Here is a 17588-nt window from a genome sequence, read left to right on the forward strand (position 1 = left end):
GTTTTTATAAAAAGTCAAATTAATTAAAAAATAATTTTATTTTTTTAATTAAAAATAATTTTAAATTAAAATCAATATCTTTTAAAATCTTTTTTTTATAAATAGAATTTAAAATTATTTTTCTAGGAAATTTTCCTTTATTTATAAATTTAATTTTATCGTTAATTTTTTTTTTACAATTTTCATATTTAATAAAAAAACAATTTTTTATTTCTTCTAAAATAAAATATTCTATTTCATTATTAATAAATTTATATTTAACATGTTTTATATAAGTAAAATATTTTTTTTTTAAAAAATATATAATAATAAAATTATTTTTAAATATTTTTTTTAAAAAATTTTTTTTGATAATATAAATGTTAATAATATTATTATTTAAAATTAAATCACCCAATAAAGTTTTTTTATTTTTTTTTATATTTTTATATAATTTTATTTTAAATTTAAATTTCATTTTCTTCTAAAATTAATTTTTTTATTTCTTCTATAAAAATATATTTAGTAGTAATTATTCTAATTTTTTTAAAATTGTAATTAAAATTAATAGAATCAGTAATTATTAATTGTTTAATATTTGAATTTAAAATTTTATAAAAAGAATTATTAGAAAATACAGGGTGTGTTACATAAACAATTAATTCATTAATTTTATTATAAAATAAAAAATTAGAAATTTCTATAATTGAATTAGATGTATCTATTATATCATCTACTATTAAACAATTTTTTTTCTTTATATTTCCTATTAAACAAAATATTTTAATATAATTAATTATTGGTCTTCTTTTGTCTACTATAACTAATTCTAAATTTAAATAATTTGCTAAATTTTTTGCTCTAATAACACCACCTATATCTGGAGATATGATAACATCAACTAAAATGTTATTTTTAACAATATCATTAACAATTAAAGAAGTTGATTTTAATATTTTTAAAGAAGTATTAAAATAACATTCAAAATTATTTGAATGAGAATCTAATGTTATTATTTTTTTAATTTTAAAATAATCTAAAATATTTGATATTAATTTTATAGAAATTGGTGAATTTTCAGAAAATTTTTTATCTTGTCTTGAATAAGAAAAATAAGGAATAATTAAATACAAACTTTTAATTAAATTTTTTTTTAAAAAATCAATAATTAATAATAATTTAATTATATTATCATGAATAGGAAAAGATAAATTTTGAATTATAAAAATATTTTTATTTGTAAATTTTTTTAAAAAAAAAATATTAAATTCATCATTTTTAAATTTTTCAATTTTTAAAAAATTTTTTTTTATATTAAAAATTTTTAATAAATTTTTTAAAAAATTTAAATTCTGATTACCATAAACAATATTAGGTTTAAATATATACATATGAATAATAAATATATACTAGAAATAAGACAAGGGATAGGAGGAGATGAAGCAATTTTTTTTTTGCAAGATTTAAAAAAAATGTATTTAAAATTTTTTCAAAAAAAAAAAATAAATTATAAATTATTATTAAATTTAGAAAAAGAAATTATTATTGAAATAGAAAAAAATTTTTATGATAATTTTATTTTTAACGAATCAGGTATTCATAGAGTACAAAGAGTTCCTAAAAATGAAAATCAAGGAAGGATTCATACTTCTACATGTAGTATATTTATAATAAAAAATACAAATAATAAAAATTTTATTATTAATAATAATGATTTAAAAATTGAAACTTGTAAATCAAGTGGATCTGGAGGTCAACATGTTAATACAACTAATTCTGCAGTTAAAATAACTCATTTACCTACAAAAATTTTTGTAGAATGTAGTGATGAAAGATCACAATTTTTAAATAAATCTAAAGCAATTAAAATTTTAATTTTTAGAATAAATAATTATATTAAAGATAAAAATAATTTAGAATTAAATTTAAATAGAAAAAATACAATTTTTAAATCAGAAAGATCAAAAAAAATTAGAACTTATAATTTTCCAAATAATAAAATAATAAATCATATAAATAATAAAAATTATTTTCAATTGAATAAAATTATTGATGGAGATTTAGATATAATTTTTAAAAATTAATTGAAAAAAAATTTTTAATTTTAAAAAAAAATTTGATATTTTTATATAAAATAAAAATTTTATATTTTTTTATTTTTTTATATATATTAAAAAAAAAAAAAAAAAAAAAATAATATTTATTTTTTAAAAAATATTTATTTTTTTTTTTTAAAAAAAAATATTTTTTTTTTGGAAAAAAAAATAAAATTTTTTTTTTAATATTTTTATTTAAAAAAAATTCATAATCAAAATTAATTAAATAACCAAAATCATAATCAATATGATAATTATAATTTTTAGAACATTTTTTTCTAATTTTAAAAGTATATTTTTCATTATAACTTCTAGTTTGTTGAAATAAAAAATAATTTTTTTCTAAAAATAAAATTTGTCTATAAAAATCATAACTTATAGATTTTTTTATATTATCAAAAGAATTTAAATTTTTTATTTCTATTTTTTTAGTTTTTTTAAAATTTATTAAATTAAATATAGAAAGATTTAAATCTATTCTCATTTCATTTAAATGCATATTTAAATTTGAAATTTTATTATTATAAATTATTTTTTTTAAATATTTTATAAATAATATTAAACAATTAATATCATTAAATAATGGTTCTGTAACAAATTCTAATAAAGAATTTCCACTTCTTTTATAATTTATTATTAATTTTTGATTTTTTTTTAAAGAAGCAGCATCTTCTTCAAAATGAATTTTTTTAAAAATTATTTTTTTATTACATTTATTTTTAATAATTAAATTAAAAATATTTTGAAAATTATTTTGAGTTATTTGATAATTTTTTGGTAAATCATAATAAAAATATAACTTTCTTTCTATTAATGATAAATAATAAAAATTACCATTAAATAAAAAATTTATTAAAAAAATAAACTTAAAAATTTTATTATTAAATTTAGGTAATAACCCTGGTAAAGCAAAATCATATATATTTAAATTATTATTTGTAAATAATTTATTAATATTGCATTTAATATGAATCTCACATCCAATAAATAATTTATAATACTTTTTAAACATAATTTTTGTATAATATATTTTCATATAAAAAAGCAATATTTAATAAATCATTATCAAAATTTTTATTAGATATAATTTGAAAACCAATTGGTAAATGATTTTTTAATTTTGATCTAATATTTATAGATGGATAACCTAAAATATTTGAAAATGTTGTAAATACATCTATTAAATCATTAAATTTATTATCTTTTATTTTAAAATGTTTTATATTTGTTGGTAAAATTAAAAAATCTGAGTTTAAAAAAATTTTTTCAAATATTTTTTTCATTTCTTTTATTTCATTTATTTTAAAATTATTATTTTGTAAATAATTATAACCTTTTAAAATTTTTAATTTTGTTTTATTAGAAAAAATTCTATTTAATTTAATAAAATCATTTATATTTTTATATATTTTTTTTTTAAAACCAAATTTAATTCCATCAAATTTAGAAGAATTCGAATAAAATTCTTTTGAAGAAATTGAATCATATATATTTAAAAAAGATTTTAAATTTAAATTTATTTTATTTAAATTAAAATTTAATTTTTCAAAATTAAATATTATATTATTAAAAATATCAATATATTCATTTTCTATATAAAATTCTTTATAATCAATTATTGATATTATTTTTTTTTTTTTATTTATTTTAAAATAATTTATATTAGAATACAAATCTATATTTTTATTTTTTAATAATTTAAATAAAAATATACAATCTTCTACATTATTTGAAATAATAGAACAATTATCTAAATATGAAGAATATGAAACCATTCCATATCTAGAAATTGATCCATTAGTTGGTTTAAAACCAATTATATTTAAATAAGAACTAGGTGTTCTAATAGATCCTCCAGTATCGCTTCCTATTGAAATTAAATTTCCTCCAAATGATATATTTGTAGAAGAACCTGATGATGATCCTCCAGAAATAAATTTTTTATTATATATATTATAATTTAAACAATTATTTAAACCATTTCCACCAACACAAAATTCATCGCAATTATCTATTGATAAAATATTAAAATTATTTTTTTTTATTTTTTTTATAATATATGAATCATATTTAGATTTATATTTTTTTAATAAATTAGAATTACAAGTTAAAAATTTATTTTTTATACTAAAAATATTTTTTATAGAAATTGGAATATTTATTTTATTTTCTTTATCATTTTTTTTTGCAAAATTTAATGATTCCTTAAAAAAAATTTCTATATTAAAATTATTTTTATTTTTTAGTTTATAAAGATTATTTAAACAATTTTTAACAAGTTCATAATTTGAAATTATTTTATTTTTTAATAAAATATAAATTTTTTTGATACCTATTTTACATAAATAATTCATTTTTATTAATTTTTTTATTTTTTTTAAATATTTTTTTTATTTTATTTATATTAAATATAAATTCTTTAGTGTCATATTTTATTAAAAAAAATTTTTTTATAAATTTATAAAAAAAGATATTATAATTTATGATTTTAGAATTATTATTTATTTTTTTTATAAAAATATATTTTTTAATGATTTTCATTTCAATTCCAAAAGGTAGAAATTTTTTTAATTCTTTATTTTTTTTAAGTAATTTAAATATAAAATTAATAAACAATATTTTTAGAAAAATAATATTAAAAACTAATAGAAAAAATATTTTTTTAATAATAATTAAAAACAAAGATATTAAAAAAATTAATCAATATAAAATTATAAATATTTCATTTATTGGTTCTGATTTAATATTTAAAAAAAAAATAAAAAAAAATAAATTATTTTTTCTAAAAAGTTATTTATATATTAATAATAATTTTTTTTTATTAACAAAATATTTTAATATTTGTAATTATTATAATTTAAATATAAATATAATAAAATTTAACAGTTCATTAGAATTTTTTTTAAAAATTAAAAATATAGGTATAATAGATATTAGTGAAACTAATATAACTTTAAAAAAAAATAAATTATTTCCTAAAAAATTTATAAAAAAAATAATTTTTTTTATTATATATAATAATTTAAAAAAAAATATAATTAAATATATTAAAAATGTTAAAAATAAATAATTTTTATATTAAAAAATACATAAATATAAAAAATAAAGTTAAAAATATTATAAAAGATATAAAAAATTATGGTGAAAATGCATTATTATTTTATATAAAAAATATTGATGGAATTTTTTTAAAAAATGTAAAAGAAATTTTTTTAAATAATTATAATATTAAAAAATGTTATTTTAAAATAAGTAATTATAAAAAAAAAATTATAAAAGAAATTTATATTAGATTAAAAAGATATCATTTTCATAATTTAAATAATTCTTGGCAAATAAATAATAAAATTGATATAATTTATGGTCAAAAAATTGTATTTATAGAAAAAATATGTGTTTATGTACCTGGAGGTAACACAATTTATCCTTCATCAATTTATATGAATTGTATACCATCTTTAATTTTTAAACCAAAATTTACTTTAATGTTAACCCCTATAAAAAATGCTAAAATTTCAAATTTATTAATTTCAGTTGCTTATATTAATAATATAAATAATATATTATTATCTGGAGGAGTTCATTCTCTTAGTTGTGTAGTATTTGGAACTAAAAATATAAATAAAATAAATAAAATAACTGGTCCTGCTAATTATTATATTACATTAGCAAAAAAAGAATTATTTGGTAATGTAGGAATAGATATGTTAGCAGGACCTTCTGAATTAATGATAATTTGTGATGGAAAAATTAACCCAAATATAATAGCGTTAGATTTTTTTTCTCAATTAGAACATGATGTTTTTTCAAAATGTTTTTTAATTTCAAACAATAAAAATTATATTAATTTATTATATTTTATAATATATAAATTATTAAAATTTCAAAACAATAAATTAATAATAATTAAATCTTTAAATAATAGTTTTTTATTATATAAAAATTTTATAAATTCTTTAGAATTAATAAATTTTTTTTCTCCAGAACATTTAATGTTATGTTTAAAAAAATATAATTATTTTATTGATAAAATAATTAATTGTGGAACTATTTTTATAAATTATAAAACTAGTGAATCATATGGAGATTATATGATTGGACCTAGTCATATTATACCTACTAACAAAAATTCTAAATTTTCTTCTTCATTAAATATTAATGATTTTTGTAAAAAAATTAATATAATTAAAACAATTAATAATAATTATTCTAAAAAAATTACTTCATATTTTTCAAAAATTGAAAAATTTTTTTCTCATTTTTATTCATCTTTAATAAGAATATGATTATAATTAATTGTAAAAATAAAATAATTGGTAGAATTAGTTCTGTAATTGTTAAAATTTTAATAAATTTTTATTTTTTAAAAAAAACAATAAATATTTTTTTTATTAATATAAATGAAATTTTAATTAAAAAATATTTTTATAAAAGTCATTCAGGATATATAGGTAATTTAAAATTATCTTTTAAAAAAAAAATTTTTTTCTTAAAAAAAAGTATATATAGAATGTTACCCAAAAATAAAATTAGAAAAAAAATAATGAAAAAAATATTTTTTTTACAATGAAATATATATCATATTCAAAAAAAAAAACTAATAAAACAAAAGTTATAATGATAAATGGAAATGGTAAAATTTTTATTAATAAAAAAAATTTAAAATCATATTTTGGAAATATTTTTAATAAAAATTTTATTTTATTACCTTTAATATTATCTAATTTTTATAATAAAAATTTTTATATAATAACAAAAGGAGGTGGAAAAATGTCTCAAATTTTTAGTATAAGAATATCTATATGTAAATGTATTTTATTGTTTAATTATAACTATAAATACTTTTTTAGAAAATTAAATTTTTATTCTATCGATGATAGAATTGTTGAAAGAAAAAAATATGGATATAAAAAATCTAGAAAAAAAGAACAATATTCAAAAAGATAATTTTTTTTTTTTTTTTTTTTTATGTATAACATAATTAAGAAAAGTTTAAAAAAATAAAAAAAATTTTTTTTTAAAAAAAAATGTAAATTAAAAATACTAAAAAAAGGTAGGTAGCTAAGATTTAAAAACAAAATTTTTCTTATGATTAATAAACATATTACTTTTTTACCAAATAAATTAAATAAAAAAATGTTTTTTTTAGATTTAACATTTGGATTAGGAGGTTATATATTATCAAAAAATTTTTTTAAATTAATTGCTATAGATAAAAACTTATTTTCTATATATTTATCTAGAAATAAATATAAAAAAAATTTTTTTATATTTAATATAAAAATAAAAAAAATTTTTTTTATTTTAAAAAGATTTAATATTTTTAATATAAATGTATTAATTTATGATCAAGGATTTAATAGTTGTGAAATTAAAAATTTTTTTTATAAATTAAAAATTAATTATTATAAAGAAAAAAAATTTTTAATTAATAAAAATTTTTTATTTATCTTTAATAAATTAATTTATTTTTTTAAAAAAAATTTTTTTTTTATAATAAATATTTTTGATAATTATAATTTAAAAAAATTTTTTTTATTTATAAAAATAATAAATAAATTTAAAATAAAAATAATTAAATTAAATTTTTTTGAAATTAGTTTAAATAATAGTTTTAAAAATTCTAAAATGATAATAGTATATGTTTAATATAAAAAAAAAAAAAAAAATAATTTTTACTTTATTTAAAAAAATAAATAATTTAAAAAAAAAAAATTTTTTAATTTTAGGACCAATTGGAAATTATAGTTTTAGTCTTTTTTTTACAAAAATAAATAAAAAATATAATTTTTTATCAATAAAAAATATAAATTTATTATATTTAAATAAAAAAAATTTATTACCTTATGAAAATAATAATGGTGGAATTGTAAGAGATACAATAAATTTATTATTAAACAAAAATATTTTTATTAATAATGTAATTATCATTAATATAAAACATAATATATATTTATATAAAAAATATAATTTTTTTTATTTACATAAACAATCTTATAAACAAATTAAAAAAAGTATTTTTTTTTTTTTAAATAAAATAAAAATAAATTTTATTAATTCTAATTCAATTATTAATAAAGGATACAATATTGCAAATTTTACTTCAAAAAAAATTTTTTTATTAAGTATTAAAAAAATTATTTTAAAAGATAATTTAATTAATAAAACTAAATTCATAATAAATAATTATATTAATAAAAAAAAAAAAATATTAAGTTTTTTTTTAAATAATTTTTTTCATTTAAATAAAATATTAAATTTTTATTATAATAAAAAAATTTTTTTTTATGAAATTTTTATAATTAGTTTAAGATATTTATTATTTATTATGAAATATTTAAAATATAAAAAAATTAAAATTGTAGGTTTTTACAATATATTATGAAATCATATTTTAAAAAAAATTTTTTTTTAAAAAAAAAAAAAAAAATAAATATAGGGGATAAATCTATGTCTCATAGATCTATTTTATATTCTTTAATTAATAAAAAAATTATAGAAATTTTTAATTTATTAGAATCTAATGATGTAATTTTTACTATAAATTTATGTAAAAATTTATCAGTAAATATTTATGGACCTATTAACAATTATTTAGTAATTAACTTTTTAAAAAAAAAAAATATAATTAATAAAATAAATTTTATTGGTAATTCTGGTACTACAATTAGATTAAGTTTATCATTAATATTAAATAATAGTTTTATTATAGGAGATAAATCTTTAAATAAAAGAACAATGTATAGAGTAATTAAACCTTTATGTTTAATTGGTTATATTATACAATGTAAAAAAAATTTTTTTACTCCTATTATTATATTTAAAAAAAATAATTTTGGTTTAAAATATAATTTAATAAATATAAGTTCGCAAATTAAATCATGTTTAATATTAAATTCTATTAATTCTTTTATAAAAATATATATTAAAGAAAAAAAAAATACTAGAGATCATACAGAAAGAAAAATAATAAATATTAAAAATAAAAATAATATTTTTATTCCAAATGATTTTTCTTCAATATCATTTATAATTAATTATTTAATAATAAATAAAAAAATTTTAATTTTAAATTTTAATTTTAATAAATTTAGAATTGGATATTTTGATTTTTTAATAAAATGTGGTATAAAAATATATTTTTTTAAAAAAATAATAATAAATAATGAACATAATGTTAAAATTATTTTATTAAAATTAAAATTAAAAAATAATGTAATATTTTCAAATATAATTTCTAGAATGATAGATGAAATACCTTTATTATTAATATTCTTAATAAATTATAAAAAAATTACAAAAATTTATGGTTTAGAAGAATTAAAATATAAAGAATCAAATAGATTTATTAATATGTATAATAATTTATTATTATTAGGTATAAAAATTATAATTAAAAAAAATTATTTAATTTTAAAAGGAGGAATTTTTCATAATAATTTTATTTTTTCTAAAAATGATCATAGATTATTTATGAGTTTTTATATTTGTAAAAAAGAATTAAAAATTTCAAATTTAGAAAATATTTTATCATCTTTTCCAAATTTTATTTTTATATTTAATAATAAAAAAAATAGTTTTTATGTTTATAAATAATTTTAAAAATAATATATTAATATATTTTAATGAATTTATAATAACGAATTTTATTAAAACTGTTTTAATAGAAAAAATTAATAATAATAATAATAATAATAATAATAATAATTTTAAAAATATTGTAAATAAAGTTGTTAAAAAAAATAATATTAAAAATAAATTTTTTTTTAGTTATTTATTTAAAAAAATAAAATTCGGTTATTATGTAGATAAATATTATTTATATTTTATACCAAATAATTTAATAGACACAAAAAAAAATATTTTTCCAAAAAAAATATTATTATTTGAAATTTTATTTAAAAAAATTGATATTGAAGATAAATTTTTGTCAACTAGAAAATTTAATTTTAAAAAAAAAAAAAAAATAAATAAAATAAAAATTAATAAAAAATATTTAGGAATTATAAAAAATGTTATTAATTATGGGATTTTTATTGATATTGGTCAAGCTGATGGTTTATTACATATTACAGATATTCCTAATTTAAAAAAAATATATAATTATTTTTTTATAAAAAATTTAATTTTAATAAAAATAATTAAATTTGACAAAAAATTAAAAAAAGTTTCATTAAATTTAAAAAAAATTTATAAAAAAAATTTTGAAAAAAATATTGTTAAAAAATTTATTATATGTATTATAAATAAAATATTAAATAAAAAAATTTTATGTTATAATAATATTAGTAAAAAATATATATTAAAAAATAATATAAATTTTAAAAAAAATGATAAAATTAAAGCATATTTTATAAAAAATTATGAAAATTATAATTTTTTAAGTTTATATTATAAAATAATTAAAAAAAATTTAAATTATATAAAATTAATTATAAAATATAAAACTTTAAATTTATATTTGTTAAAATATAAAAAAATTAATATAATTTATAAAAAAAAATTAAGTATAATTAAAATAAGTGAAATTTTTTTTTATAAGTTATTTTTATACAATAATATAAATAATGAGTTTAATAAACTCATTTTTGTAAAAAATAATTATTACTTAAAAAATAACAATTTTTTTTTAAAAATAAAAAAAAAATTTCTTTTATTAAATATAAAAAATATTATTAATTATAAAAATAAAATTTATTTATTTATAAGAAAATATTAATTTTTTTGTTCTTCATAATCAGCAATCATTGCTTCAGTTGTGATTAGTAAACCTCCTATAGAACCAGCAGATTGTAATGCACTTCTAGTAACTTTTACTGGATCAATTATTCCCATTTTAAACATATCTCCATAAACACCATTAGATGCGTTGTATCCAAAATTTTTTGATGAAGATTTTATATTGTGTAAAACAATAGATGGTTCTTCACCAGAATTTTTTACAATTTGTTTTAAAGGTGTTTCTAAAGATTTTAATGCTATATATATACCATAATTTTGATCATTATTTTCACCTTTTAAATTTTTTAATTTTTCTAAAATTCTTATTAATGCAACTCCACCACCAATAACAACACCTTCTTCAACTGCGGCTCTAGTTGAATGTAAAGCATCTTCTATTCTAGCTTTTTTTTCTTTCATTTCTATTTCTGTTGCTGCACCAACTCTGATTACTGCAACACCTCCTGATAATTTAGCCATTCTTTCTTGTAATTTTTCTTTATCATAATCAGAATTAGATTCTTTAATTTGTTTCTGAATATTTTTTATTCTTTCTTTAATTTTATTTTCATCTCCATTTCCACCAACTATAATAGTATTATCTTTATTAGAAGATATTTTTTTTGCAATTCCTAAATCTTCAATTTTTATTTTTTCTAATGAAATACCAATTTCATCAGAAATTAAAGTAGATCCAGTTAATATAGCAATATCTGTTAAAATATCTTTTCTTCTATCTCCAAAACCAGGTGCTTTAACAGCATTTATTTTTAATATTCCTCTAATATTATTTATTACTAATGTTGCTAAAGCTTCACCTTCAATATCTTCAGCGATTATAAATAAAGATTTATTTTTTTTTGATATTAATTCTAAAATAGAAATAATTTCTCTAATACTATTTATTTTTTTATCTGTAATTAAAACATAACAATTTTCTAAATTAGATGACATATTTTCTTGATTATTTATAAAATAAGGAGAGATATATCCTCTATCAAATTGCATACCTTCAACAACTTCTAATTCATCTTCTATTCCTTTTCCTTCATCTACAGTTATAACTCCATTTTTTCCTACTCTATTCATAGCATCTGAAATTATTTTTCCAATTATTTTTTCTCCATTAGCAGAAATAGTACCTACTTGAGAAATTGATAATGTATCAATACAAGGAATAGAAATTTTTTTTAATTCTAATACTGAATGATAAATTGCTTTATCAATACCTCTTTTTAAATCCATAGGGTTCATACCTGATATTACAGCTTTAATACCTTCATTAACAATTGATTGAGCTAATACTGTAGCAGTAGTAGTTCCATCTCCAGCAATATCAGAAGTTTTAGAGGCAACCTCTTTTACCATTTGTGCTCCCATATTTTCAAATTTATCTTTTAATTCAATCTCTTTTGCTACCGAAACTCCATCTTTAGTAACTAACGGAGAACTAAAATTTTTATCTAAAATAACATTTCTCCCTTTAGGACCTAAAGTTGTTTTAACAGCATTTGCTAATAAATTAACACCATTTGCTAAATTTTTTCTTGCTTCATCTCCAAATTTTATTTTTTTAAAACCCATTTTTTTTATTTAATTATAGAAATAATTTCAGATTCTTTCAAAAAAAAATACTCAGTATTATTAAATTTATATTTATCTATATTATAATTGTCTTTAAATAAAATAATATCATTTATTTTAACTGTTAATGGAAATAATTTTCCATTTTCTAAAATTTTTCCATTTCCAATATTAATTACTTTTCCTTTTAAAATACTATTTTCATTATTTGGAATATATAATTCTCCAATTTTATTATTAATTTCTATTTTTGTAACAACAATTTTATCATATAAAGGAAAAAAATTCATTTTTTTTAAAAAAAAATTTTTTTTATTAATAATAAAATAATATTTTTAATTAATTAATAATAATAATGTTATTTTTTAATATTTATAAATTTGAAATAATTTAATTGTAATTAATTAATAATTAATTAAATTAGGTAATTAACTCAATAGGTAGAGTATTAGTTTTACATACTAAAAGTTACAAGTTCAAATCTTGTATTACCTAAATATGGATTGATAGTTTAGTTGGTTAAAATGTTGGCTTGTCACGTCGAAGAGCACGGGTTCGATTCCCGTTCAATCCGAAAAAAAAAAAAATATGATTATAAAAAATTTTAGAAAAATATTAAAAAAAATAAAATTTTTAGTAAAAACAAAAAATTTTTTTTTAATATTTAATTTTTTTTTTAAAAAAAAAAAATTTTTTAAAAGTTTATTTTTATTTTTATATATAAAAAATAATATTATAAAAAAATTTTTTTTAAAAAATTTTACAATTTTATATTTATTAAAAAATATAGGTAATATAAATGTTTGTGTTAGAACAAATTATATATTTAATTCTATTTCTATAATAAATTATTATTATAAAAAAAAAATAAATTCTTTTTTTAATAATATAATATATATTAAAAATATAATATTTTTTTTGTTCTTTATTAAAAAAAAATATATATTAATTTCTTTAACAACAAAAGCGAAATTATTTTTTAATAATATTAAAATAAAAAAAAAATTTGCTTTTTTAATAGGAAATGAAAAAAAATCAATTAAAAAAAAAATATTATTTAATTTTGATTTATTACTTAAAATTAATACTTATTGTAGAAAAAGTTTAAATGTAAATGTTATAAATGGAATTTTTTTATTTAATTTTTTATGAAAATATATAATATATACATTATTTTAAAAAATATAAAAAAAGAAATATGTATTTTTTTAAAAAGTTTAATATCGTTTTTTATAAGATGTAAAGATGATATTTTAAATATTATTGATTTTGGAAATTATTTTTATAATAAAAAAATTAAAAGACTATTTTATATTAAAATTAATTGTAAAAAAAAAAATTTAATAAAAATTTATAAACTATTAAAAATAAAAAAAGATATAGTATATAATTATTTAATTATAAAAAAAAATTTAAATAATTATATAAGTAATTTTAATATAATTAAAAAAATTTTAAATAAAAAATTAAAAATTCTTCCTTCTATATTAATTAAATTAAATTTTAAAATTCATAAAATATATTCAAAAATAATAAAAAATTTAAAAAAAATTAATATTTTATCTATTGATTTTATAAGTTATATTAAAAAAATAAATTATTTTTATGATTAAAAATATTTCTAATATAAATTCTGAATTTATAATTATAAATTATATTTTTAACCTTCTTCCACTTTCTAATGCTATTTATGAAATTTTACAAGAAAAAGATTTTTTTTTTAATACAACAAAAAAATTTTTTTCAGAAAAAAAATATTTTTTAAAAATTGATTTTTTTGATGAAAAAATTTTATTATCAAATTTAAAAAATTTATTAGAAAAATCAAAAAAAAGAGAGATATTAAAAAATTTATTTAATATTTCTTTTGAATTAATTTTTTATGAAGATTTAAATGAAGATATTTTTAAAAAAATTGATTTTCTTCAAAATTTTAAAAAAAACAATATTTTTAATGAAAAACAAAATTATAAAAAATTATTATTTAATTTTTTTTTACAAAAAGAAAATTATTTTCAAACAGGTTATAAAAAATTAGATTTATTAATAAATGGATTACAAAGGGGAAATTTAATTATTATTGCAGGAAGACCATCAATTGGAAAAACTTCTTTTTCTTTAAATTTAATTCAAAATTTAATTTTAATAAATAAAAAAATAATAATTTATACATTAGAAATGACAAAAATACAAATTTTTTTAAGAATAATTTCTATTATATTAAAAATAAATCAAAATAATTTTAAAGAAAATAAATTTGAAGATATAGAATTTAAAAAATTATCATTTTTAATTAAAAATTATGAACTTGAAAATTTAATTATTAAAGATTGTTCAAATTTATCTACAAATGATATTGAAATCCAATTAGATTATTATAAAAAAAAAAATTTTTTAATTGAAATTATAATTATAGATTATATACAATTAATGAAATCAGAGTATTATTCAAACAATAGAGTATTAGAAATATCAGATATTTCAAGATCATTAAAATTAATAGCAAAACATTTTAATTGTGTTTTAATTGTATTATCTCAATTAAATAGATTAATTGAATATAGAGTAGAAAAAATCCCTATTTTATCTGATTTAAGAGATTCAGGGTCTATTGAACAAGATGCTGATATAGTAATGTTTTTACATAAAAAAAAATTTAATTTTATAGATATTATAGTAGCTAAAAATAGAAATGGAGGATTAGGAATTGTTAATTTTATTTTTAAAAATGAATTTACTAAATTTATACAAATTTAAAAAAAAAATAGGACAAAATTATTTAATTTTTAATTTAAAATTTAATTTTGATTTATGTTCAGGATATAATTATTTTAATAATTTTAATAACGAAATTGATTATTTTAAAATAAAATTTATTTTTAATAAAAATTATTTAAATAAAAAAAAAACTTTTTATTGTAATTTTTTATTATTTAATTATTATTTATATAAATTAATAAATATAAATATTTCTTTTAACATAATAAAAATTTTTATAAAAAAAATAAAAAAAATAAAATTATTTTTTTTTAAAATAATAATTAATTATAATTTTTTTTTTTTTTTTAAAAAATTTAAAATTTATAAAATTAAATTTTTTTTAAAAAAATTTTTTTTTCCAACCCCTAAAATAAATATTGTAAAAATTTTTTTTAAAAAAAATTTTTTTTTTTTAATAAATTTTAATATAAATATAAAAAATAAATTAGAAAAATCAAAAAAAATTATATTTAAAATAATAAAAAAAATTAATAAAAATGTATTTTTTAAAAAGATATAAAAAAGAAAATTTTGATTTTTTTATAAAAAGATTTAAAAAAATAAATATAAAAAAAATTAAAATTTTAAAAAAAGAAAAAAATAAAATAATAAAAAAAATTTTATGAATTTTAAATGTCCATTTCACGATGATAAAAATGCTTCTTTTTCTTTTAAAAATAATTTTTTTATTTGTTATGGTTGTAATAGATATGGAATTAATAAAAATATTTTTTTCGTAAAAAAATTTGAATTATATTTTGATAAAAAAATAATTAATTATGCTAAATATAATTTATATTTATATAAAAATTTTTGGTTAAAATATTTATTAATAAGAAAAATTAATATGATAACTGCATTAAATGCTAATTTAGGATGTTTAAATTTTAATTTAAAAATAAAAAATATTAATAATATATTATTAAATAGATTAATATTTCCTATTTTAAATGAAAATAATATATTAGAAAGTATTGGTATTAAAAATTTATCTAATAAAAATAAATATTTATTTTTTTCAAAAAACAATAATTTTAATTTATATGGTATTAATTCTGTAAAAAATAATAATTTTATTATTATTGTTGAAGGATATTTTGATTTATTAACATTAAAAAAAAATTTGATTTATAATTCTATTTCAATATTAGGAAGTAATATTAATTGTAATATTATTATAAATTTATTAAATAAATTTAAAAAAATTTATTTTTGTTTTGATGGAGATTTGGCAGGATATTCATCTGATTATATTATTAAAACAAAATATAATAAATTTAAAAAAAGAATTTTTTCTAAAACATTACCATGTAATTATGATCCAGATAATTATATTAAAAAATTTGGTATTGTTTCATTTTTAAAATATTTAAAATTATGAATTTAAATTTTTTTTTTAAAAAAAAAAAAAACATCATTTTTTTAATTAAAAAAATAAGTAAAAAATATTTTAAATTTTTAAAATATAATAATTATATAAAATATAATTTTAAAAAAACAAAATATTTTATTTTTAAATTAAAAAATAATTTACAAAAAAAAAAAATAATAATTTTTAATTTAATTAATTATTTTATATTAAAAAATTATATTATTAAATTATTTTTTAAAAAATTTATTTTTTTTTTTAAAAAAAAAATTATTAAAAAAAATTTTATTATTAGTAAAATATTGTATTTATACTTTAAAAAAATTAAATTTTATTTTAATGAAATTAAAATAAGATATTTATTAGTTTTTTTTGAAAAAAAAATAAATTTTTTAAAAAATAATTTAATAATATTAAAAAACAATCATTTAATTTTTAAAGAAAAAATTATAGAAAAAAATAACATGTTTTTTTTTTTTGAATTAAAAATTTTTTTTGTAATTATAAATAAAATAAATAAAAAAATTATTAATAACAATATAAAAATTATAAATAAAAATATTAAAAAATATAAAAACAAAAATTTTTTTAATGATTTATATCAAGAATGTTATTTAGAATTTAAAAAAATTATTAAAAATAATATTTTAAATAAAAATAGTTTTTTAAAATTTTGTTATTGGAAATTTAAAAAAATTACGATAAGAATAACAAATTTAAAAAAAAATAAAAAAAAAATTGAACTTTTATCTGTTGATAAACCTTTATTTAATCAATCATTAAAATATTTTCTTTCTGAAAAAGAAAAATCAATTTTAATTGAATTTGCTAGAAATGCACTTAAAAATATAATTAGAAATCTAATATATAATTTACCTAAAAAAGAACAAAAAATAATAAGATTAAGATTTGGGATTGGAGAAATTAGAATTTTTACTTTAGAAGAAATTGGTAAATTATGTAATCTAACAAAAGAAAGAATTAGACAATTAGAATTAAATGTAATAATTAAAATTAGACAACCAAAAATTTTAAATTTATTAAAACCATATATAAAAATATTAAAATCATTAGAATAA

Annotated in this window: 23 protein-coding genes and 2 tRNA genes; 18 read left to right on the forward strand and 7 right to left on the reverse strand. The window is 12.1% G+C overall.

The genetic code is table 11. The annotated features are described in order from the left end of the window. Positions 1-19 precede the first annotated feature (19 nt). Together A353_RS00230 and A353_RS00235 are read right to left on the reverse strand one after the other, a co-directional pair. The gene (locus tag A353_RS00230; protein WP_014887199.1) at positions 20-457 is read right to left on the reverse strand and encodes a hypothetical protein; all 438 of its coding nucleotides are present in this window, start codon (positions 455-457) and stop codon (positions 20-22) included. Then, positions 447-1370, reverse strand: a complete 924-nt coding sequence (locus A353_RS00235; RefSeq protein WP_014887200.1) for a ribose-phosphate diphosphokinase — start codon at positions 1368-1370, stop codon at positions 447-449. Before A353_RS00235 ends, A353_RS00230 begins: the two co-directional genes overlap by 11 nt. Between A353_RS00235 and A353_RS00240 the strand changes: the two genes are divergently transcribed. Then, the gene (locus A353_RS00240; protein ID WP_014887201.1) at positions 1371-2063 is read left to right on the forward strand and encodes a peptide chain release factor-like protein; all 693 of its coding nucleotides are present in this window, start codon (positions 1371-1373) and stop codon (positions 2061-2063) included. It begins immediately after the preceding gene. Here A353_RS00240 and A353_RS00245 read toward each other — a convergent pair. The 3 genes from A353_RS00245 to A353_RS00255 are packed head-to-tail and all read right to left on the reverse strand — an operon-like array spanning position 2053 to position 4616. Further along, positions 2053-3087, reverse strand: a complete 1035-nt coding sequence (locus tag A353_RS00245) for a glutamyl-tRNA(Gln) amidotransferase subunit B (protein ID WP_211118348.1) — start codon at positions 3085-3087, stop codon at positions 2053-2055. The two genes, A353_RS00240 and A353_RS00245, sit on opposite strands and share 11 nt — an antisense overlap. Then, positions 3080-4429 carry an amidase family protein gene (locus A353_RS00250; RefSeq protein ID WP_014887203.1) on the reverse strand — a complete coding sequence of 450 codons (1350 nt, stop codon included), beginning with the start codon at positions 4427-4429 and terminating at the stop codon, positions 3080-3082. Before A353_RS00250 ends, A353_RS00245 begins: the two co-directional genes overlap by 8 nt. Beyond that, entirely contained in the window at positions 4413-4616 is a 204-nt protein-coding gene (locus A353_RS00255; RefSeq protein ID WP_014887204.1) for a hypothetical protein, read from the reverse strand. Before A353_RS00255 ends, A353_RS00250 begins: the two co-directional genes overlap by 17 nt. Here A353_RS00255 and A353_RS00260 point away from each other — a divergent pair. The 8 genes from A353_RS00260 (at position 4606) to A353_RS00295 (ending at position 10794) form a co-directional block, all read left to right on the forward strand. Beyond that, entirely contained in the window at positions 4606-5145 is a 540-nt protein-coding gene (locus A353_RS00260) for a hypothetical protein (RefSeq protein WP_123912606.1), read from the forward strand. The two genes, A353_RS00255 and A353_RS00260, sit on opposite strands and share 11 nt — an antisense overlap. Further along, positions 5129-6361 carry a histidinol dehydrogenase gene (hisD, locus tag A353_RS00265; protein ID WP_014887206.1) on the forward strand — a complete coding sequence of 411 codons (1233 nt, stop codon included), beginning with the start codon at positions 5129-5131 and terminating at the stop codon, positions 6359-6361. The genes A353_RS00260 and hisD overlap by 17 nt, the downstream gene beginning before the upstream one ends. After that, the gene (locus A353_RS00270) at positions 6358-6645 is read left to right on the forward strand and encodes an uL13 family ribosomal protein (RefSeq protein WP_014887207.1); all 288 of its coding nucleotides are present in this window, start codon (positions 6358-6360) and stop codon (positions 6643-6645) included. The genes hisD and A353_RS00270 overlap by 4 nt, the downstream gene beginning before the upstream one ends. Continuing rightward, positions 6642-7022 carry an uS9 family ribosomal protein gene (gene rpsI, locus A353_RS00275; protein ID WP_014887208.1) on the forward strand — a complete coding sequence of 127 codons (381 nt, stop codon included), beginning with the start codon at positions 6642-6644 and terminating at the stop codon, positions 7020-7022. The genes A353_RS00270 and rpsI overlap by 4 nt, the downstream gene beginning before the upstream one ends. Before the next feature lie 141 nt (positions 7023-7163). Further along, positions 7164-7724, forward strand: coding sequence for a class I SAM-dependent methyltransferase (locus A353_RS00280; protein WP_014887209.1), 561 nt, complete (start codon positions 7164-7166; stop codon positions 7722-7724). After that, positions 7717-8460 carry a prephenate dehydratase domain-containing protein gene (locus A353_RS00285; RefSeq protein ID WP_014887210.1) on the forward strand — a complete coding sequence of 248 codons (744 nt, stop codon included), beginning with the start codon at positions 7717-7719 and terminating at the stop codon, positions 8458-8460. The genes A353_RS00280 and A353_RS00285 overlap by 8 nt, the downstream gene beginning before the upstream one ends. Beyond that, positions 8457-9671 (forward strand): 3-phosphoshikimate 1-carboxyvinyltransferase, encoded by a 1215-nt coding sequence (locus A353_RS00290; protein ID WP_014887211.1) that lies wholly within the window; start codon positions 8457-8459, stop codon positions 9669-9671. Before A353_RS00285 ends, A353_RS00290 begins: the two co-directional genes overlap by 4 nt. Next, entirely contained in the window at positions 9658-10794 is a 1137-nt protein-coding gene (locus A353_RS00295; protein WP_014887212.1) for a S1 RNA-binding domain-containing protein, read from the forward strand. Before A353_RS00290 ends, A353_RS00295 begins: the two co-directional genes overlap by 14 nt. Here the strand turns inward: A353_RS00295 and groL are convergent. Beyond that, entirely contained in the window at positions 10791-12380 is a 1590-nt protein-coding gene (gene groL / locus A353_RS00300; RefSeq protein ID WP_014887213.1) for a chaperonin GroEL, read from the reverse strand. The genes A353_RS00295 and groL overlap by 4 nt on opposite strands. Before the next feature lie 5 nt (positions 12381-12385). Then, the gene (locus A353_RS00305) at positions 12386-12670 is read right to left on the reverse strand and encodes a co-chaperone GroES (RefSeq protein ID WP_014887214.1); all 285 of its coding nucleotides are present in this window, start codon (positions 12668-12670) and stop codon (positions 12386-12388) included. A 132-nt stretch (positions 12671-12802) separates the two neighbouring features. On the opposite strand from A353_RS00305, the gene A353_RS00310 reads away from it, so the two are divergent. From A353_RS00310 to A353_RS00345, 9 genes are all read left to right on the forward strand, one after another. Further along, positions 12803-12875 (forward strand) — tRNA-Val (locus A353_RS00310). Between the two features lie 5 nt (positions 12876-12880). Beyond that, a tRNA-Asp gene (locus A353_RS00315) sits at positions 12881-12954 on the forward strand. A 14-nt stretch (positions 12955-12968) separates the two neighbouring features. Beyond that, positions 12969-13532 carry a TrmH family RNA methyltransferase gene (locus tag A353_RS00320; RefSeq protein WP_014887215.1) on the forward strand — a complete coding sequence of 188 codons (564 nt, stop codon included), beginning with the start codon at positions 12969-12971 and terminating at the stop codon, positions 13530-13532. Beyond that, entirely contained in the window at positions 13529-13993 is a 465-nt protein-coding gene (locus tag A353_RS00325) for a hypothetical protein (RefSeq protein ID WP_014887216.1), read from the forward strand. Before A353_RS00320 ends, A353_RS00325 begins: the two co-directional genes overlap by 4 nt. Next, positions 13986-15137, forward strand: a complete 1152-nt coding sequence (locus A353_RS01055) for a DnaB-like helicase C-terminal domain-containing protein (protein WP_014887217.1) — start codon at positions 13986-13988, stop codon at positions 15135-15137. The genes A353_RS00325 and A353_RS01055 overlap by 8 nt, the downstream gene beginning before the upstream one ends. Next, a complete protein-coding gene (locus A353_RS00335; protein WP_014887218.1) occupies positions 15109-15660 on the forward strand; it encodes a hypothetical protein in 552 nt (183 codons plus the stop codon). The genes A353_RS01055 and A353_RS00335 overlap by 29 nt, the downstream gene beginning before the upstream one ends. Next, the gene (locus tag A353_RS01165) at positions 15638-15766 is read left to right on the forward strand and encodes a hypothetical protein (RefSeq protein WP_014887219.1); all 129 of its coding nucleotides are present in this window, start codon (positions 15638-15640) and stop codon (positions 15764-15766) included. The genes A353_RS00335 and A353_RS01165 overlap by 23 nt, the downstream gene beginning before the upstream one ends. After that, entirely contained in the window at positions 15763-16521 is a 759-nt protein-coding gene (locus A353_RS00340; protein WP_014887220.1) for a toprim domain-containing protein, read from the forward strand. The genes A353_RS01165 and A353_RS00340 overlap by 4 nt, the downstream gene beginning before the upstream one ends. Then, positions 16518-17588, forward strand: a complete 1071-nt coding sequence (locus A353_RS00345; RefSeq protein WP_014887221.1) for a sigma-70 family RNA polymerase sigma factor — start codon at positions 16518-16520, stop codon at positions 17586-17588. Before A353_RS00340 ends, A353_RS00345 begins: the two co-directional genes overlap by 4 nt.

The sequence above is a fragment of the Candidatus Carsonella ruddii HC isolate Thao2000 genome, assembly GCF_000287275.1.